Here is a 22688-nt window from a genome sequence, read left to right as displayed (position 1 = left end):
TCTAATTCATACAATCCATACCAATTGGAGATCCGTCAGGTATTTTAGAAACTTCTATAACCTTAAATTTATCTGGTTCACTGTAAAAGTAATCAACCCTCCTTATCATTTCCATGGCATCGACATTATTCTTGCTAGATTGCAAGGCTGTTTTAATTGATTTAAGTTTCTGATTTGCTATGGCATTTACCTGGGGGTGCACACCTTTATGGGCTGCCAGGTTCATAATATGAAAAAGTACCCGGTAATTTATTGATTTCTGGACCTCGTTGAAATAAGGATCTTTCAGGGTTTTTTCAATCGTATTTTGAACTAGCTGACTAAGAACATATTCCAGTCCAATTTGCTGGGTATCTAAACTTTTTTGCTGTATTAATCTCGATGCTCTTTCAGGATGCAACAATAAGCCTAGGGTCATATCCGAAGCCGTTTCAGGGGCGGAGAGGGCATCAAAAGAAACTCCAGTCCTGCCTTTAAAAGATTCCCTGCTCCTTGGGTAACCGATGGCTCTTGGTGGAAATAATGGCAATTTTTCCTTCGGAATGGCTATCACATTTGCATTTAATGTTTCCAACAGCACCTTAAGTGCCTGAACCTGTGAGCTTTTATCAAGAGTTTCAACTGTTTTCTGACCATCACCTTTAACAGCATAGTTATAATCGAGCCCACCAATCAATTTAGCCACAGCTTCGGTCTGATATCTGTGAAAAAAATAAAGTGGTGCAAAAACATCTTCCAAAACTGAATTTGGTTCATTTTGGCGAATGTTGTCCATAGAAAAATTTGCAATGGCAATTTCCCTGATCTTTAAAACGTCTTGTAATTCGGCACTGGCGCTAGTTCCATTATCCCACAAATGCCCTAAAGCATGTGCCCCACCAAAAGGCCGGGCGTCCTGATCGGATATAAAGCGAAGTCCTTTATTGGAGGCCTCAGACAGTATCTTATTCAGGGCTTGCTTTTCGTTGGTTCCCTTTGCAAATTCTGAATAGGAGTAGGCAACAGTTGTTTTGTCCCATTCCCCAATTCCGGTGTCATAAGCCTGTGAAAAATCTATTTTCCCGTTTACAATTTTAAACTGAGGATGCGGATAATCCATTACCGATGCTCTTTGATTGGTACTTGCTGCAAAATTATGTGTAAATCCAAGGGTATGACCAATTTCATGAGCAGACAATTGTCTTATTCGTGCCAAAGCCAATTCAAGCATCACATTATAATTATCATCACGCTCTTCAAAAGGTTTATTTGTCAAGGCTTGCGCTATTAAAAAATCCTGCCTGATCCTTAAACTACCCAAACTTACATGCCCCTTAATAATCTCACCTGTTCTTGGGTCTGTAATACTACTGCCGTAACTCCAACCTCTTGTAGAACGGTGCACCCATTGAATAACATTATATCTCACATCCAAAGGATCAGCATCATCCGGCAATATTTTTAACTGAAACGCATCTTTATAGCCTATTGCTTTAAAAGCCTCGTTCCACCACCTGCCTCCCTCTAATAAGGCCGTTCTTACCGGTTCGGGGGTGCCGTTGTCCAAGTAATAAATAATAGGCTCTAAGGCCTCACTCACTTTGGCCTCCGGATTCTTTTTAGACAAACGGTGTCTGGTAATAAATAGCTTCAGAATAGGTTCCTGCACAGGTGTGGCATAATCATAATATGAAAACGGGTATGAACCGCTTCTGGGATCAAAAACCCTTTCTTTATAGTTTGCATCAGGCAGCTCAATAAATGAATGGTGTTGCGCTACTGTCACCAAATTTGGGTTGGGAGAAACTGATCTGATAAAATTACCCTTAGAATCTCCCTTAAAGGTAAGTGTGACATCAAACTCAACATTTTTTGGAAATGCCTTTGTTCTTTCGAGTGCCATGGCGCTTTTACTCTTATCAAGAGTGTAAGATCCCTGCTCTTTTTGCTTAAGGCGTTTTGCCACCCCATGAGCATCCTGAATTAAAAAATCGCTGATATCAATAATATATTTACCCGTAGCCTCTTCTACTATTTTAAAACCGAAAAGCACCGATTTGGCGAAAGCCTGCTCCACAGATTTTTTTTCCAGGTCATTGTCAGTAATTGCCCTGTATTTTAAGTTAGGTTGGACAAGAAGTAGTTTATCTCCTGCTTTTTTAAAATATACAACTTGCTCATTTCCAAGCTGTCCTCTGTCTAAACCTATATCGTTACTTCCAATTCCGCTACTTAGGGAATAAACATAAAGAAAAGGCTTTTCAAGTGCATCAATCTCCAGATAAATCTTATCACTACTTCCATCATAATAGAAATTATAAAACCCTTCAAACTTTTGAAAGGCTTTACTCTTTTCGGTGAATTGTGCGCAGGAAAATTGATAAATAAAAAGGGTTAAAATAAAGGATAAAATATTTTTCATAGTCACAAATAAAGAGCTAAATTTAGATAAATTCTGCTAATAACTTAATGAATATTCCCCTTTATTCTAAAAAATTAAATCCGCATAAAATCGCTTTAAATTTTAACTGATCACCAAAAAACAAGTCGGATTATTTGGAAATATCTATTTACATGTTCAGTTAAAACCATTATATTCCGTCAAAGTAATTTGTATGGCAAAAATCAATAATCAAATCTTTTCCTCCTACCAAAGAAACCCTGCATTATACGATGAAATTTATGATAATGATGGGAATGTAAAACAGGTATATAAAAAGCTTTTTGATCTTTACGGGGAACATTCCATTAAAGACTATGCCAGCCTCAATGTAAAGGCCAGATCTTCATTTTTTAATCAGGGTATTACGTTTCAGGTTTACAGTAAGAAGAAATCACAGGAAAAAATTTTCCCATTTGATTTATTTCCAAGGATAATCGATTCTGAAGAATGGGATTTTATAGAGCGCGGTGCAATTCAACGCAGCAAAGCGCTTAATCTTTTCCTATGGGATATTTATCATGAAAAAAAAATAATCAAGCAAGGGCTAATACCAATGGAACTAATAAGTTCCTCAGGAAATTACCTGCACCAAATGATGGGGATAGATCCTCCGGGTGGTATATACAATCATATCTCAGGCACAGATATCATAAAACACAATGATGGCAATTATTATGTGTTGGAAGATAATATCCGCTGCCCTTCAGGGGTGAGCTACGTTATTTGTAACCGGACTGCTCTTAAACGGGCCTTATTTGGGGTTTTTAACCATTACCAGACTCACACGGTTACCGACTATGCCGAAAACCTATTGGAACTGCTGGAAACGTCGAAACCCAATGGAGTTGATATTCCAAATAGTGTTGTTATTACTCCTGGAATGTATAATTCGGCATTTTATGAACATTCTTATCTGGCTAAAACAATGGGTGTTGAATTAGTGGAAGGCCGGGATCTTTTTGTGGAGAACGACTTTGTTTATATGAAAACTATAAGAGGGCCCGTAAAGGTTGATATTATTTACCGTCGCATTGATGATTTATTTATTGATCCGCTGGAATTCAGACCAGATTCAACATTAGGAGTTCCTGGTTTATTCGCAGCCTATAAAAAGGGTAATGTAACCATAGCCAATGCCCCTGGAACAGGAGTTGCTGATGATAAAGCCGTATATACTTACATGCCGGAAATAATCAAGTACTATTTAGATGAAGAACCCATCTTAAACAATGTACATACATACCATTGCAGCCGGCCAGACGAATTAAAATATGTATTGGACAACATCCATCAACTAGTCATAAAACCTGTGGACGAGGCAGGCGGGTATGGAATCTCAATAGGCAATAGATTGACTAAAGAAGAAATTGAAGATGTAAAAAATCAGATTAAGGCAAGTCCAAGGAAATATGTAGCGCAGCCTATTATGTCTCTTTCTGTGCACCCTACATATATTGCAAAAAAAGAATCTTTTGAACAGCGACACGTAGACCTTAGAGTATTCACTGTTCTGGGTCAGGATAAAGAGTTTGTCTTAAAAGGAGGACTGACCAGAGTGGCTTTAAAAAAAGGAAATCTAATAGTTAATTCATCACAAGGAGGCGGTTCTAAGGACACCTGGGTGCTAAAAAAATAAATAAATTATGCTTGCAAGAGTAGCAGACAACCTTTTTTGGATGGGCAGATACATTGAACGCTCTGAACATATTGCCAGATATTTAAGCGTTAATTATTTTTCCTCCCTTGACGCGCCTAATGAATTGTCTCAATCCAGACAATTCGTACTGCGATCTATGCTATTTATGGTGGGAGAACTACACGAGGACGAAAATATAGAAATAAACGAAGAAGAAGTGCTTTTTAATATTGGCTTAAATCCGGAATCCCCATTTTCAATTATAAATAACGTAAAGAATGCCCGTGAAAATGCAAATAGCGCCAGAGATCTTATCTCTACCGGATTGTATGAATCTATTAACAAGTTTTATCATTTTATAATAAACTATGATCCGGATGTCCTTGTAAAAAATGGTCTCCATGACTTTACAACAAATGTGACAGAAATGACCGCGATCCTGAGGGGTAAAATACGGGGCACTCTTTTACACAATGAGGCTTATGCGATAATAATGATGGGAGTAAATATTGAAAGAGCCACGCAGATAATAAGAATGATAAATGCCAAATATCGTGATGCTTTGGAGGCTCAAGGAAGCTATGGTGATAAGTTTAGCAACAGTTTTGAATGGACTACCTTATTAAAATGTGCGGAATCTTATGATATGATGAGGCGTTTGTATAAAAAGCCTCCCAACAGTATCTCAACTTTGGAATTCTTGATATTAAACCCAAACTGCCCAAGGTCTATTATGAATAGTCTAAACCAGGTTTATAAACATATAAGAGAATTGGATACCAGCAAACGTTACAATAAAAACGCCACAGCCTTTCTGGTTGGTAAAGTAAGGGCTGAATATGAGTATAAGCACATAGAAGAAATAGAAGGTGATATTCAGAGTTTTATTGAAGATATCCTTAACAGTTTGGGACAAATAAGCACAAAAATGGAAAAGGAGTATTTTAACTACTAAAATCCTTTCCTATCACCTACCTTAGTATTTCTATACCATAAATATGTCATTAGAATATTCAATTATCTATAAAGCTGAAAACCATTATGACACATGGTTATCAGATGCCCACTGGCAATTCCTAATCATACCTGAAGAAAATGATACACAAGGTCACATTAATATAGACTTTAAAAACTCAGTACATGCCATTAACGAACACTCCGTAAACGGTTACGGTTTTAAAACTATCCGCATACAACCACGTGCAAAGTTTAAAGATATTTCTTTTGAGGCCTCGTTTCGTTTGATAAAAAAAAAGGTGAACCCTTTTGATTTCACGAATGAACTTAGCACAGAAGAGGCTTATCAAAAAGTTCAGGAATTGGAATTCAAAGTGGACTTTGAACCATTTCTTAGAACAACCCATTTTACTAGCATACCGCCGGAACACAAAAATAAATTTACGTTTAATGAATTCAAATCTATTTTTGAAAACCTTCAGGAACTCAATCAATGGGTTTTTGATCATATCTATTACACAACAAATGTTACCGATGTTGATACTACCCTGGAAGAAATAATAAATAACAGACATGGTGTATGTCAGGATTTTGCCCATTTATTTTGTGCTTTTGCTAAACAAAATCATATTCCGGCAAGGTATGTTTCGGGTTATCTCCATCAGGGAAATGGGTATTTTGGAGATTCACAAATGCATGCCTGGGCGGAAGCTTATGTACCCGGTATAGGCTGGATAGGATTTGATCCAACAAATAATTTAATTGCAGGCGACAACCATATTAAAGTTTCTCATGGAAAAGATTACAATGATTGTTCTCCCTTAAGAGGAGTAGTTTATACCAGTGGTAAAAATATAACCAAGCATACTGTGCAGGTCTCAGCGCAGCAACAACAGTAATTGATATAAAAATCAATAAAGAACCAAATAAAGATTATTATTTTTGGTTGAAAATTCAAGCTTATGACAACATCAGATCAGCAGAAAGATCTTATAGAACGCCTTGGCGCGTTGAGGAGGTATCTTTGACATTGATGCCAAACTTATAGAAATAGAAAACGAAGAGGAAAAAACTCTGGCTCCCGACTTTTGGGATGACCCCCAAAATGCGCAGCTTCAAATGAAACTGGTACAATCCAAAAAAAAATGGGTTACTGATTTCAATGCCGCAGGAGATCTGATAAATGACCTTGAAGTCTTAATGGAATTTGCTAAGGAAGGTGAAATCTCTGGAGAGGAGGTAACTCATCAATACAATGCTGCACTTGAGGCCATAGAAAATCTTGAATTCAGAAACATGCTCTCTGAAGAGGGAGATAATATGACTGCAGTTTTGCAAATTACTGCAGGTGCAGGGGGTACTGAAAGTTGTGATTGGGCCGCCATGCTTATGAGAATGTACATGATGTGGAGTGAAAAAAATGGGTACAAGATCAAAGAACTCAATTACCAGGAAGGTGACGTGGCAGGTATTAAAACTGTTACCTTAGAAATTGATGGTGAATATGCATTTGGCTGGTTGAAAGGAGAAAATGGTGTTCACCGTCTGGTACGCATCTCTCCATTTGATAGTAATGCCAAACGACATACTTCTTTTGCATCTGTATATGTCTACCCTTTGGTTGATGATACTATTGAAATAGAAATAAATCCATCGGATATTGAAATTACCACTTCCAGATCGAGTGGAGCGGGCGGACAAAACGTGAACAAAGTAGAAACAAAAGTCCAGTTGGTACATAAACCTTCTGGCATTCAAATTTCATGTTCTGATTCCAGGTCACAACACGATAATAGAGCTACAGCACTTAAAATGTTAAAATCTCAGCTTTATGAAATTGAATTGCGAAAGAAGCAGGAAGCCCGAAGCGAAATAGAATCTTCTAAAATGAAGATAGAATGGGGTTCGCAGATCAGGAATTATGTACTTCACCCTTACAAACTGGTCAAGGACGTTAGAACAGGAAAAGAAACGGGTAATGTGGACGCTGTTCTGGATGGGCAAATTGATGAATTTTTAAAAGCCTACCTCATGGCGATGGGGCAAAGCGAAGTTTAGTATATCCTTTATAAATTTAGAACATAAGAAAGCAATAAATAGTCTGCAATGATAAAAATCTATCATAATCCAAGATGCCGTAAATCCCGGGAGGGTCTTGCAATAGTTGAATCTTCCGGAAAAGATTTTGAAATTATTAACTATCTCGAGGAAGTTCCCACAAAGGAGGAGTTGCGTAAGGTCTTAGCCTATTTGTCTTTAAGTCCTGATCAATTGGTACGCAAAAATGAGGCAATCTGGAAAGAAAAGTTTAAAGGAAGTATTCTGTCCGATGAACAGATTATTGATGCCATGATAAAATATCCCAAATTAATTGAACGTCCATTAGTAATAAAAGGAGATAAAGCTGTTATTGGCAGACCCTCCGAAACTATAATAGAATTGTTAGGGCTATAGGGAAAATTTTCAGAGGTCATTTCTATATTATGGTAAGTTTTTAATTTATATTGTAATTTTGCTTCAGGGTATCGCGGTTTTAACTATCATTTAACGGCTTAAGAGTAAGCCTTGATTTAATTTTGCAAAATATTGAAAAAAATGAAGTTTAACATTAAATATATCGGCTTTGTATTTTTATTGGTGCTATTTGTAATCCCAGAAGCGAATGCTCAATATGGTTATAATAATGGCTATAATAGGAATTCCGGGCGAAATAGTCCAATACCCCGCATGGAGGAACCTCAAAGTAAACCTGAAAATCTTACTGCCGAAGAAATAGTAGATAGAGAAATGCCAAAAATCATAGAGGCCTTAGAACTGAATGACTTTGAACAGGCCGTAGTTTCCTCTATCCTTACTAAGTATGTGCAACAGAGCATTGAACTTCAACTTTTAAAGTTACCAGCTGATAAAACCAGAGAAGCGGCTGAAAAAATTCGTGAAAATCAAAAAGAGGAGTTAAAAGCAGGTCTTCCCGAAGATAAATTCAACCAACTGGTCGAACTACAAAAGCAAGGGTATAAGAAAATAAAAAAGAAAAAGAAAAAGAAAGAAAAAGATAAAGATAAAGAAATCTGAGGGTTAAGGTCTTTAGATATCAGGAAGTAGGTTATAAGCACCTTGCAGTTCCTACTAAAACCGAAACCAACATGGTTTTGGTAATCACAGGATAGCCCCTGTCGACTGAAAAAAAAACAGCGCCTATTCACACATTATTATTTGAAAGAAAAACTCTTGCCAGCTATCATTTCAAGCATCTTCTACCCTATGATGCTATTTCAATAAGACTACATTATTAGGCCCATTCTCCAAAGGTCATGCGCCAACTACTAAATCATTCCTGTGAACGACATTTTGCGCCGATAAAAAACCTAAGCTTGCCGTTCACTGCAATCCTTATGTCGTTCAAAGAAGATTGTTTCGTGTTTTGTCTTATTAATCACAACTTTGACACAGGAAAATTAAATGCTATTCGGATAATTTATTAATATAAATTTTTGAGAATAATTAAAATTATGGGAAGAAAAATCAAACAAAACATATTTGCCTGCCGACTAGGAATACCTATGGCCTTATTATGTTTATTTATGCATTTATCATCACATTCTCAAACACCGACTCCAATTCAAATAACCGGAAAAGTTATTGATTCAGAAACCGGTGAACCTCTGGAATATGCCACTCTGGTTCTTCAGTCAATAAGAAATCCTGAGCGCGTTACCGGTGGATTAACTGATTCTATTGGCCAGTTTAATGTGGAAACTTTTCCCGGACAATACAATGTGCGAATAGAATATATTTCCTATAAGACATATGAGCTGAAAACACAAGACTTTAGGGCATCAACCAATCTGGGAACCATAGAATTGCAAATAGATGCGCAGCAATTGGAAGAAGTGGAAGTAATAGGAGAAAGGACTACAATAGAACTTCGTCTTGATAAGAAAATTTACAATGTTGGCCAGGATCTTACGGTAAGAGGAGGATCTGTAACAGATGTTTTAGACAATATACCTTCAGTTACTGTAGATGTAGAGGGAAATATTAGTTTAAGAGGCAATGAAAGTGTAAGAATTCTGATTAATGGGAAGCCTTCTGCCCTATCAGGAATTAATCCTGAAACCCTACAACAATTACCGGCAGAAACCATTGAAAAAGTAGAGGTAATAACAAACCCGTCAGCACGCTATGACGCTGAGGGTACCGGAGGGATCATCAATATAATATTAAAACAGGGGAAAAATTCGGGCTTAAACGGATCTGTCAATCTATTTGCAGGTTACCCTGATAATTATGGAGGTGCCCTTAGTTTGAATCTGAGGCGGGAAAAATTCAACTTTTTTATTAATACCACTTATAGATACAGAAACGCTCCTGGTAATGCTCTGTTTGAGCAGGAAAATTTTAATCCCGATGGGACTACCGCAAGTTTTCAAAACGAAATACGAGCTTACCAAAGAGAGCGGAACGGATTCAATAATAATTTTGGTTTTGAATTATTTATTAACCCAACAACGAGCATTACGAATTCCTTTGTTTACAGGACCTCAAACGGCGACAACTTAGTAGATGTTGATTTCTTTAATTTTGATGCCAACGGGGATCCAACTGTACAAAGAAATAGATTTACAAAGGAAAGAGAAGATGAAAACGATATACAGTATTCATTCAATTTTGCTAAGAAATTCAACGACAAAGGCCATGAAATTGCAATTGATTATCAATATTCAACCGGTTCAGAAGTAGAAAATGCAATTATTAATGAAATTGTACTTGGTGAGAATGAGAAAATTCCAACAGAGCAGACCATCAATGATGAAACTCAAATAAACCAATTAGTGCAAATGGAATATGTGCTTCCATTTAGCGAAGACAAGCAGTCACAATTTGAATTGGGTTATAGAGGGACTTTTAATACGTTTGATACAGATTTTCAATTCGGAATAGTGGAAGATGGTAGTTTAATTAGTGATCCCAATTTTAGCAACCGACTTATTTATACAGAATATGTAAACGCCGCATACGTTCAATTAGGTAGAAAATTTAAACATTTCAATATTCTTGGTGGCCTGCGAATGGAGGCTTCTGATATCGGAATTGAATTAGTTACTACAAATGAAATAAATAACAAAACATACGTAGATTGGTTTCCGTCTATATTTATAGGCTATGATTTTACAGATTTAGATAAGATTAATATTAGTTTTAGCAGGAGATTGAGAAGGCCCCGCTCGCGTTTTATTAATCCTTTTCCCTCCAGATCCAGCAATACAAATTTGTTTTTGGGAAATCCGGATCTCAACCCTACTTATACCAATGCCTTTGATTTAGAGTACCTGAAACGATGGGAAAAAGTTACCTTAACTACATCGGCATATTACAACTATTCAACTGGGGTTTTTCAATTTATAACACTGGAAACAGGAGATTTTGTGGAAATCGAAAATCCGGATGATCCTGATAACCCTGTTTTTGTTCCTATACAGGTTAGAACTCCCATAAACCTAGCAACAGACACACGCTACGGAATGGAATTTACTACCATCTACGTTCCTAAAAGAAATTGGCGTTTTACTTTAAATTTCAATGTGTTTAATCAACAATTACGGGGGGATTATACCTATACCAATTCTCAGGAAGAGGAAATAACTCAAGTTTTTGATGCGGATAACCTAGCATGGTTCACCAGGTTTAGTGCCAAAATTCCCCTTCCTGGAAAAGTTGATTTTCAGGCTAATCTGTTTTACAGAGGTCCAACGGAAAATGCGCAAAGCCTGAATAAAGGTATTTTAAGCACCAATTTAGCTTTTAGTAAGGACGTAATCAAAGACAAGGCTACACTTTCCCTAAATGTAAGTGACCTATTTAACAGCAGAAAAAGAAGAAGTGAAACACGTACGGATAATGTATTTACCTATAGTGAATTCCAATGGCGTGAAAGGCAAATTACATTGTCCTTTTTATATCGCTTCAATCAAAAAAAGAACCAAAGAAATGGAAACAGAAGAGGAAATGGTAATGGTGAGGATTTTGAATTTGAGGGATCTTAAAATCAAATATCTCTAAAATATAAAGAAGCCAAGCGGCTTCTTTTTTTTATTCGTTACGCTGGGCTCTTTTGGCTTCCCGTTTTTCTTTCCATAATTCCATAAGATTACCTCCCAGCCAATAGGGAACTACAAATAATAATAAAAACATCATTAACCAAAAACCTATGGTAATAACGGTTAAAAAGGCTAAAAACCCCAAATATTGATCAAATTCGAACATACTCTTATTCTTTGGAAGACAAAGATAGTTTGAAAATAGTAATTTCAACAAATCAAAGCCAAAAAAAAAATTAGATCACATGAAATTTCAATTTACCACTATCAAAATAAGCCTTCGTATCTTATCTTTGTAGACATTAAAACTACACTATTATGAGCTTCCGAATTGAAAAAGACACCATGGGTGAGGTAAAAGTCCCATCAGATAAATACTGGGGTGCACAAACTGAAAGATCACGAAATAATTTTAAAATTGGTTCTCCGGCTTCCATGCCACTAGATGTGATTATGGGATTTGCCTATTTGAAAAAAGCCGCAGCATACACCAACTGTGAACTAGGGGTATTGGCCGTTGAAAAAAGAGATCTAATTGCCCAGGTTTGTGATGAAATACTCGCCGGAGATCACAATAACCAATTTCCTCTTGTTATATGGCAAACCGGTTCGGGTACACAAAGCAATATGAATGTAAATGAAGTTATTGCTAATAGAGCACATGAATTGGCGGGTAAAGTCATTGGCGAAGGAGAAAAAACAATACAACCTAATGATGATGTTAACAAATCGCAGTCGTCAAATGATACTTTTCCGACAGGAATGCATATTGCAATTTATAAAAAGATTGTTGAGGTTACGATTCCCGGATTAAGACAATTGCGCAATACCCTCAATGAAAAAGCAACACAATTTAATAATGTGGTTAAAATTGGCCGGACGCACTTAATGGATGCAACCCCTTTAACGCTTGGACAGGAATTTTCCGGTTATGTTTCTCAAATAGATCATGGGATAAAGGCACTTGAGAACACTTTAGATCATTTAAGTGAATTAGCATTAGGAGGCACTGCAGTAGGTACTGGATTAAATACGCCTAAAGGCTACGACGTTTTAGTAGCTAAATATATTTCTGAATTTACCGGACTTAAATTTAAAACGGCTCCAAATAAGTTTGAAGCCCTTGCAGCACATGATGCGCTGGTTGAGAGCCATGGTGCATTAAAACAAATAGCTGTTTCCCTGAATAAAATTGCTAATGATATTCGAATGATGGCTTCAGGGCCAAGATCCGGAATCGGTGAGATCATAATTCCTGCCAATGAACCCGGAAGTTCAATAATGCCAGGTAAGGTCAACCCAACCCAATGCGAAGCACTTACCATGGTTTGCGCACAAGTTATGGGCAATGATGTTGCCGTAACCATAGGGGGTACACAAGGGCATTATGAGTTAAATGTTTTTAAACCCTTAATGGCCGCCAATGTTCTGCAATCTGCCCAGCTTTTAGGAGATGCTGCCATCAGCTTTGATATAAATTGTGCGGTAGGCATTGAACCTAATCGTGACGTCATAAAAGAATTATTGAACAATTCATTAATGCTTGTAACGGCTTTGAATACAAAAATTGGATATTATAAAGCTGCAGAAATAGCCAATACGGCACATAAAAATGGGACAACCCTAAAGGAAGAAGCTGTTAATCTAGGATATGTTACTGAAGAAGAATACGATGAATGGGTTAAGCCGGAGGAGATGGTTGGTGGTCTGAAATAGAATTGCACTCCTTTTTACATAACATATATAATATTATCATTCGAAGTCCCGGGGTAACTCGTTAGGATTTGCCTTCAACTCCAGATAAGCATATTGAATTCAGAATTATTATAATAAAAAAGGGCCAATCTAACGATTGACCCTTTTTTTATAAATGGATAGTGTTTATTACTTCAATGCGAACTTTGATGTTCCTAGTAATTTAAGTTTGTCATCATATACATTTACCATATAATTTCCTTTTTGGAAATCACCAGATGGCTTATTTATAAAATCACATACATCCAAATCATTGTTTTCGTAGTAGAAATCGGTTTCTTTGCTATAAGATACAGAGGCACCGTCTTCACTAGACTTAGTCATTCCTCCGCCTAAAACATTACCTTGAGGATCTAAAACCTCAACAAGAAATTGTCTGTCTCCTGCTTCGGCAATTACATTATCAGCAACAGTAAAACAAATTTTAAATTTATCGGTGCTTTTTGCTCTGGAAGTGGATACTAATTTACCATTGCTACGTTCTCTAACAGCATCAACTGTGAAAGAAGATAAATTTAAAGCAGAACCTCTTTCAACTGCATCTGCCAACTGAGTATTCTGTACTACCAATGAATCGTTGAATACTGTTTGTTTTTCCAATTCAACAAAAGTACTGTCTCTTTGCATTGCAATTAACGTATTGGACTTAGTCAAAGAATCTACCTGGCGTAGTAATTGCTCTCTTTCTTCTTTAAGAACACCAACCTGTCTTCTGTATCTTGAAAGGGAAGCGATATCAGACTTCATTGTTTTAACAGAGTCAATATACTTTGCAATTCTATCCCTGGCACTAACCAATTCTTCATTCGTCGCATTACTTTCCAATATTGCTTTATCGTATTCAGATTTTAAGCTATTCAAATCCTCCACAACAAGATCTTTTTCCTGAGTAAGAGCCATAGTGGTCTTTTTCTTATCCTGATAGAGACTAACAGTATAAATAATAGTAGCTAATAGAACTACGCCCAATAAGCCAGCTATTACTTTTAATCCATTGTTATTTTTTGTTTCAGTCATAATGTAAATATTAGTTAACCTTTTTGTTACTTTTTAAAAGTGTTTGTTTGTATAAGTCTATATACGGTTTAGATTTACTTTTAGATTTTTCTTACTAAAAAAATAATTAAAAACTTTTAACAAGAATCCCCCTAATATTAACTTTAGTAATTGCTAAATTAGAATCCCAATAATGTCTTTGAAAATTATCCCTTACAGACCGGGCCTTGCCAAATACTTCAGGGATCTGAATTTATCCTGGTTGGAGAATTACTTCTATGTAGAGCCTAAAGATGCTGAGTTACTGGAAAATTGTCAAAGCAGCATCATTGATAAGGGTGGCTATATTTTTTTTGCCGAAATGAAGTCTGAAATAGTAGGATGTTTTTCTTTGATAAAATTAAATGAACAAACTTTTGAATTGGGAAAAATGGCTGTTGACCCGGGTTATCAGGGTATGAAAATAGGTCAGGAATTGATGGAATATGCCATTTACTTTGCCAAAAGAAACAAATGGAGAACATTACTTTTATACTCCAATACCAAGCTGGAACCCGCCATTTATATTTATAAAAAATATGGGTTCGAAGTAATAGATTTAGAAAAAAACACTCCATATAAACGAAGTAATATTAAAATGCAGCTCATTTTATAATTGTCTTTTATTATTTATCTTTAGCTCCTTCTTTTATTACAATAAAAAATATTATGAAAAATTTAATTATTGCTTTACTTACTTGTTTTATGGTTTTAATGGGCTGTAAGCAAAAAAACAACCGCGAACCGGGAGTAGATTCTCAACCTGAGTATAGTGAACAATTACCGCCGCCTGCTAACTCTCAATCAGAAATTAAAATAATTCCAATTGAACACGCAACCACAGTACTTGAATGGGGAGATGTTACCATTTACATAGATCCGGTTGGTGGCCTAAAATCATTTGAAGGTCAAAAGCCGCCTGATTTGATTTTGATCACAGATATACATGGAGACCATTTTAGTTTGGAAACACTTGAAGAACTAAATACTGAAAAGGCCAAGATCATCGTCCCTCAGGCAGTTGCAGATAAAATCCCGTCTAACTTTACACCACAAATAGATGTATTGAATAATGGGGATTCTAAAGAGCGATTTGGTATTACCGTTGAAGCCATCCCAATGTATAATTTGAGGGAAGAAGCTAAGGCATTTCATGAAAATGGGCGTGGGAATGGCTATGTTCTAAATCTGGGAAATAAACGTTTTTATTTCTCCGGTGATACCGAAGATATCCCTGAAATGCGTGCATTAAAAAATATTGACAAGGCATTTGTTTGTATGAATCTGCCCTATACTATGACCGAAGAAAGCGCTGCAGATGCCGTACTTCAATTTCAACCCAAGGAAGTTTATCCTTATCATTACCGAGGCAGGCCAAATGTTAGTGACGTTGGCAGATTTAAAGAATTGGTGAATCAGGGAAATCCTGACATTAGTGTGATACAACTGGATTGGTATCCCAATGATGACTTTTAAGAAAGGACAATAAAAAAAGTAAGGTTTTACCGGATTAACTTCTTGTATTTTATTCTTTTAGGCATAATATCCCCACCTAAACGTTTCTTTTTGTTCTCTTCGTACTCTGTGAAAGAACCTTCAAAGAAATATACCTGCGAATCTCCTTCAAAGGCTAATATATGAGTACAAACTCGATCCAGAAACCAGCGATCGTGAGAAATTACAACGGCGCAACCGGCGAAATTTTCCAAACCTTCCTCTAACGCCCGTAATGTGTTTACATCCAGATCATTTGTAGGTTCATCCAATAACAAAACATTTCCTTCTTCCTTTAAAGTCATTGCGAGATGCAATCTGTTGCGTTCTCCTCCGGAGAGCATGTTCACTTTCTTGTTTTGTTCACTTCCGGAAAAATTAAACCGGCTTAAATATGCTCTGGAATTAACCTGCCTACCCCCCATCATTATCAATTCCTGACTGTCGCTAAAGTTTTCCCAGATAGACTTATCTTTCTGAATATTAGAATGACTTTGATCTACGTAGGCTATTTTAGCCGTCTCACCCACAATAAATTCTCCCTTGTCCGGAGCTATCTCGCCCATGATCATTTTAAAAATAGTTGTTTTACCGGCCCCATTAGGGCCTATTACTCCCACTATTCCCGCCTGTGGCAATTTAAAATTTAACCCTTCGTAAAGTAGTTTATCGCCAAAAGCTTTACTTACATTTTTAGCTTCAATAACATTGGTTCCTAAACGAGGTCCATTTGGAATATAGATCTCTAACTTTTCATCAAGTTGTTTTTGATCCTGACTTAATAGTTTGTCATAATTATTGAGACGGGCTTTCTGTTTAGCCTGCCTGCCCTTAGCACCCTGACGTACCCAATCTAATTCCCGTTCAAGTGTTTTCTGTCGTTTAGACGCCTGCTTACTCTCTTGTGCAAGACGTTTGGATTTTTGATCCAACCAGCTACTGTAATTTCCTTTCCATGGAATACCTTCTCCCCTATCTAACTCCAGTATCCAACCGGCAACATTATCCAGGAAATAACGGTCATGTGTTACCGCAATAACAGTTCCTTTGTATTGTGCCAGATGGTGTTCCAACCAATGTACAGATTCAGCATCCAAATGGTTCGTTGGCTCATCGAGCAATAATATTTCCGGTTCCTGCAAAAGCAACCTGCACAATGCCACCCGCCTACGTTCTCCACCGGAGAGCACGGCAATTTTCATATCTGCTTCAGGAGTCCTCAGCGCATCCATAGCAATCTCAAGTTTGGTGTCGAGTTCCCAGGCATTTGAGGCATCTATCTTATCTTGCAGAGTTGCCTGTTTGTCCATCAGCTTTTGCATTTTATCTGCATCTTCATATACTTCAGGCAAACCAAACATATCATTGATTTTGTTGTATTCATCAAGGATGGCCACAGTTTCTGAGACGCCTTCCTTAACGATTTCGAGTACTGTCTTATTTTCATCCAGTAAAGGTTCCTGTTCCAAATAGCCAACCTTATAACCAGGCGAAAACACTACATCTCCCTGATAGTTCTTATCTATACCAGCTATAATCCTCAATAACGTAGATTTACCCGAACCATTAAGTCCGAGTATTCCTATTTTTGCACCGTAAAAGAAGCTTAAATAAATATTTTTAAGAACAGGAGTATTGGCATTTTTGTAGGTTTTGGTAACCCCGGACATAGAAAAAATTACCTTTTTATCGTCAGACATAAACTTAATATGTTTTTTGAATAATAAATCAAGAAGTTATATAACCTGTTGATATTTTAAAGAATTATTATGGGATATAGAAGGGCTTAAACCCTCCCTTTTAATGCATTAAACACCCAGGCTATGGCAAAGAAACCAATGCCAACGGAGGCAAACCCCCATCCGGCCACATCGTCGTATCGAAATGCTCCGAGGGCAATAAGACCTAAGCCCACAAAAATCATAATAAAGGTAGCCCAGGCCAGGACCGTATTCTTGTTCATTCCCATGTTAGTTAGTTTAGTTGGACCTCAAATATCGGAAATTTTATAAGAATTTTTCAAAGTAAATGCTTAAACTTTTATTGTTCAAAAGGAAAGACTACCCCCGTTTGTTTCCTAATATCGTCCATAATTCTAATTAAATCATAGGTATGTTTCAAGGACCATAAGTCACTTTCTAACATACCGTTCCTTAAACATTGATGAACTTCTTCAATTTCATACTCATAACCTTTTCCTCTTGTAGGTAATTGAACTTTTTCTAACTTATCATTTTTTTCAACAGAATATTCCTGTGCTTCGTGCCATCGGGGGGTTAAAAAGACAGTACCCTCAGAGCCGGAAATCTCTGCCTTCATTTCTGAATTAGAGGTAAGTCCACTATACAATATGGCCTGTGCATTTGAATATTCCAAAATCATAGAGGTTTGGATATCTACCCCTGTTTTAAATATTTTAGAAGTAGCCATAATTTTTTCAGGAAATCCTAAAATAAGATATGCTAAAAAAATAGGATAAATACCAATATCCAATAGGGATCCCCCTGCCAATTCAGGATTTAGAAGCCTGCCGTTTATATCCTTGTCGAGCGCATAAAAAGCAAAATCTGCATGTAGGTATCCTACTTCACCAATAATTCCCTGGTCTACCAAATCTTTTACTTTTCTAATTGAGGGGTTAAACCTGCTCCATAAAGCTTCCATCAAAAAAACTTTATTTTTTCTGGCGGAGGCAATCATTCTTTCCACTTCACCCCTATTTATTCCCATAGGTTTTTCGCAAAGTACATTTCGCCCTTCATTCATGGCCATTATACTCAAATCGGCATGAGAAGTATGTGGTGTGGCAATGTAAACCACATCTACCTCGGTACACTTAAATAATTCCTGATAGCTCCCAAATGCATGTTTAGCATTGTTTAATTCACCAAATCGTTTGGCCTTTTGAATATCTCTCGAGGCAACCGCAGTGAGTTCCCCATCAGCGATCAATTTTAAATCATCTGCAAATTTTTGAGCTATATTTCCCAACCCCACTATTCCCCAACGAATTTTTTCTTTCATATCTTACTGTTGTATTTTGCTAAAGTTAATCAATATTACTCCTTATCTTTAACCCTATTAAAGAAATTGACTATAGAGAATGGATATCAACTTCAATAAGAACGAAGATCAAAATAAATTACTGGTTTCAGAGCTAAAAAAGAGACTTGTAAATGTAAAATTAGGCGGTGGTAAAATCCGTATCGAAAAGCAGCATGAATTAGGTAAAATGACTGCAAGAGAACGTATAGACTACTTATTGGATGACAAAAGTAATTCTATAGAAATCGGTGCATTTGCGGGAGATAATATGTACAAGGAACATGGCGGGTGCCCATCTGGAGGAGTTGTGGTAAAAATAGGCTATGTTAAAAGTAAACAATGTATTGTTGTTGCAAATGATGCTACAGTAAAAGCGGGTGCCTGGTTCCCGATTACGGCCAAAAAGAACCTTAGAGCTCAAGAAATTGCTATAGAAAACCGACTCCCAATTATTTATTTGGTAGACAGCGCAGGGGTTTATCTCCCTATGCAGGATGAAATTTTTCCCGACAAAGAGCATTTTGGCCGCATTTTTAGAAACAATGCGATAATGAGCAGTATGGGTATCGTACAAATAGCCGCTATTATGGGGAGTTGTGTAGCAGGTGGTGCTTATTTACCTATTATGAGTGATGAAGCCCTGATTGTTAATAAAACTGGGAGTATATTTTTAGCTGGCAGCTATTTGGTTAAAGCCGCCATAGGGGAGAATATTGATAATGAAACCCTGGGTGGAGCCACGACACATTGTGAAATTAGTGGGGTAACCGATTATAAGGCAAAAGATGATAAAGATGCCCTTGATACGATCAAAAACCTGATTGATAAGATAGGGGTTCCCAATACCGCAGGATTCAATAGAATTAAGTCTATAAAACCTGCAGAAAATCCGGAGGATATTTATGGCATTTTACCCGGATCAAGGACAGAGCAATACGATATGCTCGAAATAATTAAGCGACTTGTAGACCACTCAGAGTTTCAGCAATATAAGGAAGGGTTTGGGAAAACAATCCTGACAGGGTATGCCCGCATTGATGGCTGGGCAGTAGGCATTGTCGCTAATCAACGAAAGGTAGTGAAGACCAATAAAGGCGAAATGCGATTTGGAGGCGTTATTTATTCAGATTCTGCAGATAAGGCCACAAGATTTATTGCAAATTGCAATCAGAAAAAAATACCTCTGGTTTTCCTTCAGGATGTCACAGGGTTTATGGTGGGTAGCAAAAGTGAACACGGCGGTATAATAAAGGATGGCGCCAAAATGGTAAATGCAGTAAGCAATTCTGTTGTACCTAAATTTACCGTGATTATTGGCAATAGTTATGGAGCCGGAAATTATGCCATGTGCGGTAAAGCCTATGACCCAAGACTAATCTTCGCCTGGCCAAGTGCGGAACTTGCTGTAATGAGCGGAAATTCGGCGGCAAAAGTATTACTCCAGATAGAAAAGGCCTCTTTAAAAAAGAAGGGAGAAAAAATAACTCCTGAAAAAGAAGCAGAACTCTTTGATGAAATTAAGAAAAGATATGATAGACAAATATCCCCATATTACGCGGCAGCACATTTATGGACAGACGCTATTATAGATCCGTTAGAAACACGTAAATGGATTTCCATGGGTATAGAAGCAGCAAACCATGCCCCTATTGAAAAAGCATTTAATATGGGTGTCTTACAGGTTTAATTACCTAAATGTTTGATTTCCCTGGGTATCAGCATTAACTCTGTTTGTCGTCCATTTACATACCTAAAACCCTCTTCCCCATAGAAGCCTGCTTCTTCTAACATAATTCTAATATCTCTATTCCATTCCGGAATATTAATCGTTGTATTCAATTCAATAGCATAAACTGTGTTCGCATTTAGGGGGTAATTCTCACCGTCGTCTTTCATAACACCCCCCTGGGAATCCCACATTCCAATAGTTGTTCCAGCAGAATGACCATAGGACCCTAATGGATGTGTATAAATGGCGGGTTTAAGTCCGGCCTCTTTGGCTTGATCCAAGGCGATCTTTAATATTTGATTCCCTGTTCGTCCTTTTATCATATTCTTTGTGAGATAGTCCTGCACAGTGTTCCCAGCTTTCAAACCTTCCCTTAAAAAATCAGGTGCTTCCTTTTCTCCGGGTTTTAAAACATAGGCCAATTCCTGACAATCTGTATTTAATCTTAAATAAGTAATCCCAAAATCACAGTGTAGCAGATCTCCAGGTAAAATGACCATTTGGTCTGGTCTTCCCGAAAAAGAGTATAGATGCCCAACCAGTTCCTCATTTGTTCGTTGTACATCTACTGTTGGATGGAACCAGGTCTTCAAACCAAGGTCTGTAACTTTTTGCCTCATCCACCACTCCACTTCCGTTGTTGTTGTTATTCCGGGGGTTATCACTTTTTCGGAAAATGCTTCTTCTATAATATCGTGCGTGATGGAGACCAACTGATTGTAAATTACCATTTCCCGTTCAGTTCTTGTCTCAATCCATCTAACACCAAGTTGTTCAGCAGAAACTACTCTTGAAGCGTATTTCTTTGGTAAGTACTGTAAGAATTCCTCATAATCTGTCTTATCCAGACCATCCGCTATATTATGATCCTTTGAAAAATTCAGGCCTATTTTTTTTGGATTACGTTCTTCTATCAATTGAATTAATCTTTGCCATTGATCAGGTTCTTTTTCTTTGTCCCATGCCGATGATATATTTTTTCCGACATTATATCTGGCTACGGCCAGCTTTTCGATTGTGTTGCTGGCTTTATCTCTATAAAACAATAGAATGGTTCTCCTTCTGGCATTTAGCCATGTAGCCGGCAGCATGGTCCTTAATATAGGGTCTTCATTGTATTCCCGGGAAATAAGGATCCACATATCCAAATCTGATTGGTCCATAAGTTCAGGCAGCAGTACATCAAACCGTTCGTTTAAAATTTCATCAATAACCTGAGCACGATCTTCTTCAGATAAAATTTGCTGGCAGAATAACTGATAACTGAGTGAAAAAAATAGGAGCGTCAGGAAGATTTTTATAAAATGCGTAGACTTCATTAATTTATAATTTTGTTTTATTTTTTTAAAATAAGCCATGAATATACTAATCATTTATATTCTATAGTAATACATTCTTACCCTTGGTATTACTAAAATTTGGATTCTCAAAATTTAGAATGATATCAGCTTTTTATCAAAGACAAACTTTTTTCCCTTACAATCTTACCATTCGTTGTGTTTATAAAAGCCGGGACGTAAAATATTTCCTTTGGCAACTCAAATTTCTCCAAATCAGCTTTGGATATTATTTCCTGAAGCCCCTCTATTTTTTCACCTTCAACAACTAAAACTAATTTCTGACCCAACTTCAAATCGGGCAAAGCACTAACAAAAAATCTTGACGGCATAAAGGACGACAGTTTTTGTTCAATTTGCTCAGGAATTAATTTGATACCCCCCGAATTAATAACATTATCAAATCGTCCCTGCCAAAGAAATTCTTTTTCCGAGATCAATTCTACAATATCATTGGTGATTACAGGGTCATCGCTAATATTTGGAGCATTTATTACCAGACATTTCCTGTCATCCTGAGAAATAGTTATATCCGGTAATATTTTAAAGGCGCCAAACTTTGACTTGGTATCGTATTGATTCAATGGTCTGACAGCAACATGAGTAATGGTCTCGGTCATGCCATAAGTCTCAAAAATCTTTGTATTGCTATTAGCAATCAATTTAATTAATTGAGAAGAAACTGAAGCTCCCCCAACTATGACCGTCTGAATCTGATTTAATTTATTAATAGATGATTCTAATTGAAGAGGTACCATGGCGCAAAATTTATAGGACTTATTTACTCCATCCAAAGGTCTTGAAGTGGGAGCAACAAAATCGAGCTCTAAACCAAGAACCATTGCTCTAACGAGCATCATCTTTCCTGCAATATATTGGGGAGATAAGCATAGTAATACCTTGTCACCGGCCTCTAATCGGAAATATTCGCCGGTAACCTTGGCAGAGTTTACCATATGCTGTTTTTTTAAGGCGATCCCCAGAGGAATACCTGTGGAGCCGGACGTACGAATTGTTAGCTTTAGGTCTGGAGACAACCAATCTAATAGAAAGTCTCCTATATCCTTTTCATAATCTTCTCCTTCCTTAATTAAACTATAAGCTACCTCTTTTAGCTCCTCATTAGAGTAGCCATGACCATTAAGTTTAAATTGTTCGTGTATTTTAACCGCCATCT

19 protein-coding genes are annotated in these 22688 nt (G+C 37.0%); 11 read left to right on the top strand and 8 right to left on the bottom strand.

Translation table 11 applies throughout. The annotated features are described in order from the left end of the window. Position 1 precedes the first annotated feature (1 nt). Positions 2-2401 (bottom strand): zinc-dependent metalloprotease, encoded by a 2400-nt coding sequence (locus tag WBM60_RS03090; protein ID WP_424277635.1) that lies wholly within the window; start codon positions 2399-2401, stop codon positions 2-4. Between the two features lie 193 nt (positions 2402-2594). On the opposite strand from WBM60_RS03090, the gene WBM60_RS03085 reads away from it, so the two are divergent. From WBM60_RS03085 to WBM60_RS03055, 7 genes are all read left to right on the top strand, one after another. After that, complete coding sequence (locus WBM60_RS03085) at positions 2595-4058, top strand: circularly permuted type 2 ATP-grasp protein (protein WP_424277634.1); 1464 nt, start codon at positions 2595-2597, stop codon at positions 4056-4058. Between the two features lie 7 nt (positions 4059-4065). After that, positions 4066-5013: an alpha-E domain-containing protein gene (locus WBM60_RS03080; RefSeq protein WP_424262461.1), complete on the top strand. Its 948-nt coding sequence runs from the start codon at positions 4066-4068 to the stop codon at positions 5011-5013. A gap of 43 nt (positions 5014-5056) precedes the next feature. Further along, on the top strand, positions 5057-5914 hold the full coding sequence (locus WBM60_RS03075; RefSeq protein WP_424262459.1) for a transglutaminase-like domain-containing protein: 858 nt from the start codon (positions 5057-5059) through the stop codon (positions 5912-5914). Between the two features lie 63 nt (positions 5915-5977). Beyond that, positions 5978-7073 (top strand): peptide chain release factor 2 gene (prfB, locus tag WBM60_RS03070; protein WP_424262457.1). Its coding sequence is split into 2 segments (ribosomal slippage): positions 5978-6040 and positions 6042-7073, totalling 1095 coding nucleotides; the frame shifts between segments, so codons are not numbered across the junction. Positions 7074-7121: 48 nt separating this feature from the next. Then, positions 7122-7469 (top strand): arsenate reductase (glutaredoxin), encoded by a 348-nt coding sequence (arsC, locus tag WBM60_RS03065; protein ID WP_424277632.1) that lies wholly within the window; start codon positions 7122-7124, stop codon positions 7467-7469. A 141-nt stretch (positions 7470-7610) separates the two neighbouring features. Beyond that, the gene (locus tag WBM60_RS03060) at positions 7611-8090 is read left to right on the top strand and encodes a hypothetical protein (protein ID WP_424262453.1); all 480 of its coding nucleotides are present in this window, start codon (positions 7611-7613) and stop codon (positions 8088-8090) included. Positions 8091-8527: 437 nt separating this feature from the next. Further along, positions 8528-11062, top strand: coding sequence for an outer membrane beta-barrel protein (locus tag WBM60_RS03055; protein WP_424263098.1), 2535 nt, complete (start codon positions 8528-8530; stop codon positions 11060-11062). A 46-nt stretch (positions 11063-11108) separates the two neighbouring features. On the opposite strand, the gene WBM60_RS03050 is transcribed toward WBM60_RS03055, so the two are convergent. Next, positions 11109-11282, bottom strand: coding sequence for a hypothetical protein (locus tag WBM60_RS03050; RefSeq protein ID WP_299162900.1), 174 nt, complete (start codon positions 11280-11282; stop codon positions 11109-11111). A 152-nt stretch (positions 11283-11434) separates the two neighbouring features. Between WBM60_RS03050 and fumC the strand changes: the two genes are divergently transcribed. After that, positions 11435-12832, top strand: coding sequence for a class II fumarate hydratase (fumC, locus tag WBM60_RS03045; RefSeq protein ID WP_424277154.1), 1398 nt, complete (start codon positions 11435-11437; stop codon positions 12830-12832). Between the two features lie 168 nt (positions 12833-13000). On the opposite strand, the gene WBM60_RS03040 is transcribed toward fumC, so the two are convergent. After that, positions 13001-13888, bottom strand: a complete 888-nt coding sequence (locus WBM60_RS03040; protein ID WP_299162904.1) for a hypothetical protein — start codon at positions 13886-13888, stop codon at positions 13001-13003. A 172-nt stretch (positions 13889-14060) separates the two neighbouring features. On the opposite strand from WBM60_RS03040, the gene WBM60_RS03035 reads away from it, so the two are divergent. Then, positions 14061-14522, top strand: a complete 462-nt coding sequence (locus WBM60_RS03035) for a GNAT family N-acetyltransferase (protein ID WP_424263093.1) — start codon at positions 14061-14063, stop codon at positions 14520-14522. A 53-nt stretch (positions 14523-14575) separates the two neighbouring features. Continuing rightward, the gene (locus WBM60_RS03030; RefSeq protein ID WP_424263091.1) at positions 14576-15382 is read left to right on the top strand and encodes an MBL fold metallo-hydrolase; all 807 of its coding nucleotides are present in this window, start codon (positions 14576-14578) and stop codon (positions 15380-15382) included. A 26-nt stretch (positions 15383-15408) separates the two neighbouring features. Here the strand turns inward: WBM60_RS03030 and ettA are convergent, their stop codons facing one another. The 3 genes from ettA to WBM60_RS03015 all read right to left on the bottom strand — a co-directional run bounded on the left by ettA (position 15409) and on the right by WBM60_RS03015 (position 18424). Continuing rightward, complete coding sequence (gene ettA / locus WBM60_RS03025) at positions 15409-17100, bottom strand: energy-dependent translational throttle protein EttA (protein WP_424263089.1); 1692 nt, start codon at positions 17098-17100, stop codon at positions 15409-15411. Between the two features lie 86 nt (positions 17101-17186). Continuing rightward, on the bottom strand, positions 17187-17369 hold the full coding sequence (locus WBM60_RS03020) for a CAL67264 family membrane protein (protein ID WP_299162915.1): 183 nt from the start codon (positions 17367-17369) through the stop codon (positions 17187-17189). 71 nt (positions 17370-17440) lie between these two features. Continuing rightward, complete coding sequence (locus tag WBM60_RS03015) at positions 17441-18424, bottom strand: Gfo/Idh/MocA family protein (protein WP_424277156.1); 984 nt, start codon at positions 18422-18424, stop codon at positions 17441-17443. A 79-nt stretch (positions 18425-18503) separates the two neighbouring features. Here WBM60_RS03015 and WBM60_RS03010 point away from each other — a divergent pair, with 79 nt between their 5' ends. After that, complete coding sequence (locus WBM60_RS03010) at positions 18504-20132, top strand: acyl-CoA carboxylase subunit beta (protein WP_424277157.1); 1629 nt, start codon at positions 18504-18506, stop codon at positions 20130-20132. On the opposite strand, the gene WBM60_RS03005 is transcribed toward WBM60_RS03010, so the two are convergent. After that, positions 20129-21493: a M24 family metallopeptidase gene (locus tag WBM60_RS03005; RefSeq protein WP_424258667.1), complete on the bottom strand. Its 1365-nt coding sequence runs from the start codon at positions 21491-21493 to the stop codon at positions 20129-20131. The genes WBM60_RS03010 and WBM60_RS03005 overlap by 4 nt on opposite strands. A 125-nt stretch (positions 21494-21618) precedes the next feature. Beyond that, positions 21619-22686 carry an AMP-binding protein gene (locus WBM60_RS03000; RefSeq protein WP_424258669.1) on the bottom strand — a complete coding sequence of 356 codons (1068 nt, stop codon included), beginning with the start codon at positions 22684-22686 and terminating at the stop codon, positions 21619-21621. Between the last annotated feature and the right edge of the window lie 2 nt (positions 22687-22688).

It is taken from the genome of Eudoraea sp. (assembly GCF_049669105.1).
Taxonomy (GTDB): domain Bacteria; phylum Bacteroidota; class Bacteroidia; order Flavobacteriales; family Flavobacteriaceae; genus Eudoraea.
Note: the sequence above shows the minus strand (reverse complement) of the source record. Positions and strands in the feature narration are given on the sequence as shown.

Excerpts from the sequence above, each read along its gene's own strand:
- WBM60_RS03020 (WP_299162915.1), bottom strand. The coding sequence starts at position 17,369 with ATGGGAATGAACAAGAATACGGTCCTGGCCTGGGCTACCTTTATTATG.
- WBM60_RS03055 (WP_424263098.1), top strand. The coding sequence starts at position 8,528 with ATGGGAAGAAAAATCAAACAAAACATATTTGCCTGCCGACTAGGAATA.
- WBM60_RS03085 (WP_424277634.1), top strand. The coding sequence starts at position 2,595 with ATGGCAAAAATCAATAATCAAATCTTTTCCTCCTACCAAAGAAACCCT.
- WBM60_RS03000 (WP_424258669.1), bottom strand. The coding sequence starts at position 22,686 with ATGGCGGTTAAAATACACGAACAATTTAAACTTAATGGTCATGGCTAC.
- WBM60_RS03010 (WP_424277157.1), top strand. The coding sequence starts at position 18,504 with ATGGATATCAACTTCAATAAGAACGAAGATCAAAATAAATTACTGGTT.
- WBM60_RS03090 (WP_424277635.1), bottom strand. The coding sequence starts at position 2,401 with ATGAAAAATATTTTATCCTTTATTTTAACCCTTTTTATTTATCAATTT.
- WBM60_RS03030 (WP_424263091.1), top strand. The coding sequence starts at position 14,576 with ATGAAAAATTTAATTATTGCTTTACTTACTTGTTTTATGGTTTTAATG.
- WBM60_RS03050 (WP_299162900.1), bottom strand. The coding sequence starts at position 11,282 with ATGTTCGAATTTGATCAATATTTGGGGTTTTTAGCCTTTTTAACCGTT.
- WBM60_RS03015 (WP_424277156.1), bottom strand. The coding sequence starts at position 18,424 with ATGAAAGAAAAAATTCGTTGGGGAATAGTGGGGTTGGGAAATATAGCT.
- arsC (WP_424277632.1), top strand. The coding sequence starts at position 7,122 with ATGATAAAAATCTATCATAATCCAAGATGCCGTAAATCCCGGGAGGGT.
- ettA (WP_424263089.1), bottom strand. The coding sequence starts at position 17,100 with ATGTCTGACGATAAAAAGGTAATTTTTTCTATGTCCGGGGTTACCAAA.
- WBM60_RS03060 (WP_424262453.1), top strand. The coding sequence starts at position 7,611 with ATGAAGTTTAACATTAAATATATCGGCTTTGTATTTTTATTGGTGCTA.
- WBM60_RS03005 (WP_424258667.1), bottom strand. The coding sequence starts at position 21,493 with ATGAAGTCTACGCATTTTATAAAAATCTTCCTGACGCTCCTATTTTTT.
- WBM60_RS03075 (WP_424262459.1), top strand. The coding sequence starts at position 5,057 with ATGTCATTAGAATATTCAATTATCTATAAAGCTGAAAACCATTATGAC.
- WBM60_RS03080 (WP_424262461.1), top strand. The coding sequence starts at position 4,066 with ATGCTTGCAAGAGTAGCAGACAACCTTTTTTGGATGGGCAGATACATT.
- WBM60_RS03035 (WP_424263093.1), top strand. The coding sequence starts at position 14,061 with ATGTCTTTGAAAATTATCCCTTACAGACCGGGCCTTGCCAAATACTTC.
- fumC (WP_424277154.1), top strand. The coding sequence starts at position 11,435 with ATGAGCTTCCGAATTGAAAAAGACACCATGGGTGAGGTAAAAGTCCCA.
- WBM60_RS03040 (WP_299162904.1), bottom strand. The coding sequence starts at position 13,888 with ATGACTGAAACAAAAAATAACAATGGATTAAAAGTAATAGCTGGCTTA.